Annotated in this window: 1 pseudogene; it reads right to left on the bottom strand. The window is 72.5% G+C overall.

Features of this window, described 5'->3' with window-relative positions:
- Positions 1-2101, bottom strand: a pseudogene (locus AB0B57_RS36780) (beta-ketoacyl synthase N-terminal-like domain-containing protein); the annotation flags it as partial.
- Between the last annotated feature and the right edge of the window lie 9 nt (positions 2102-2110).

The raw sequence follows: 2110 nt of genomic DNA, 5'->3' as shown, positions 1-2110 counted from the left end.
CCACACCCGACCCCGAACCACCCGACGCCACCACACCCAAACCCCGCAACAAACCCCCACGACCACCCGCCAACACCACCGCACGATGCTCCAGGGTCGCCCGGTAGCGGGCGGCTGCACCGGCGAGGTCGGTGAGGGACAGGTCGGGACGCGACTCCACGAAGGACCGCAGGCGGGCGGCCTGGTCGGCCAGCGCGGCGGGGTTTCGGGCGGAGAGCACCACCGGGACGGTGTCGGGCCACTCGGCGGCGGCGACCGGCTCCGGCTCCGGCGCCTGCTCCAGGACGACGTGCGTGTTGGTGCCGCTGACCCCGAACGAGGACACGCCGGCGCGGCGGGGCCGGCCCGCCTCGGGCCACGGCACCTCTTCGGTGAGCAGTTCGACGGCTCCCGCCGACCAGTCCACCTGTGGCGTGGGCTCGTCCACGTGCAGGGTGCGCGGCAGCACACCGTGACGCATCGCCTGCACCATCTTGATCACACCACCCACGCCGGCAGCCGCCTGCGTGTGCCCGATGTTCGACTTCAACGACCCCAACAACAACGGCCGCTCCCGGTCCTGCCCGTACGTCGCCAGCAGCGCCTGCGCCTCGATCGGATCACCCAACCGGGTCCCCGTCCCATGCGCCTCCACCGCATCCACATCCGCCGCCGACAAACCCGCGTCCGCCAACGCGGCCCGAATCACCCGCTGCTGCGCCGGACCATTCGGCGCCGTCAACCCATTCGACGCACCATCCTGATTCACCGCCGAACCCCGCACCACCGCCAGAACCTGATGCCCGTTACGCCGCGCGTCCGACAACCGCTCCAACATCAGGATGCCGACGCCCTCGCCCCAACTGGTGCCGTCAGCGGCGGCGGCGAAGGACTTGCAGCGACCGTCGGCGGCCAGCCCGCGCTGGCGGCTGAACTCGACGAAGACCTGTGGCGTCGGCATCACGGTCACCCCGCCGGCCAGCGCCAGCGAGCACTCGCCGCGGCGCAGCGCCTGCGCCGCGAGGTGGATCGCCACCAGCGAGGACGAGCAGGCGGTGTCGACGGTGACAGCTGGGCCCTCGAACCCGAACGTGTAGGACACCCGGCCGGAGGCGACACTCGCCGCGCTGCCGTTGCCGAGGTAACCCTCCACGTCGCGAGGCACCTGCCGAACGCGGGAGCCGTAGTCGCCGTACATCACGCCGACGAAGACGCCGGTCTGGCTGCCGCGCAGCGCCGCCGGGTCGAGGCCGGCCCGCTCGACCGCCTCCCACGAGGTCTCCAGCAGCAGTCGCTGCTGCGGGTCGATCGCCAGCGCCTCCCGGGGGGAGATGCCGAAGAAGTCAGCGTCGAACCAGCCGGCTTCGTGCAGGAACCCGCCCGACCGCGCGTAGCTGTGGCCGTGGCTTCCGGGGTCGTCGTCGAAGAGGTTGGCCAGGTCCCAGCCCCGGTCCTCCGGGAAGGGGGTGATGCCCTCGCGGCCCTCGGCCAGCAGCTGCCACAACTCCTCCGGGGAGCTGATCCCACCCGGGTAGCGGCAGCTCATGCCCACGATCGCGATGGGCTCGTCGGTGCGGGTGGCGGGCAGCGCCGGCCCCGCCTCCGGCCGGTCCTGGCCGGAGAGTTCCGTCAGCAGGAAGTCGGCGAGCGCCACCGGCGTCGGGTAGTCGAAGATCAGCGTCGCCGGGAGTCGCAGCCCCAGCGCGCCGTTGAGCCTGTTGCGCAGCTCGACGGCCGTGAGCGAGTCGAAGCCGAGATCCTGGAACGCCTTCGTGACGTCGACGGCGTGCCCGTCCTCGTGGCCGAGCACGTCGGCCACCTGCTCGCGGACGAGCCGCAGCACCGTCTCCGCCAACTCGTCGGCCGACAACCCGGCGAACTGACCGACGTCGGTCGCGCCGGTGGAGGTGGCCGTGCTGACGGCGCGGCGCACCGGCGTACGAACCAGGTCGCGCAGGATCGGCGGGACCTCCCGATCCCGTAGCGCGGCGGGGTCGACACGGGCACCGACGAAGACACCGCCCGGACCGGCCACGGCGGCGTCGAGCATGGCCAGGGCGTCCGCAGTCTCCAACACCGCCAGACCCGACCGCGACAACCGCGCCAAATCCCGCTGCGACAACCCCCGCGT

The organism is Micromonospora sp. NPDC049101, from assembly GCF_040648675.1.
In the GTDB taxonomy this organism is placed as follows: domain Bacteria; phylum Actinomycetota; class Actinomycetes; order Mycobacteriales; family Micromonosporaceae; genus Micromonospora.
This window is presented reverse-complemented; position numbering and strand designations above follow the sequence as displayed.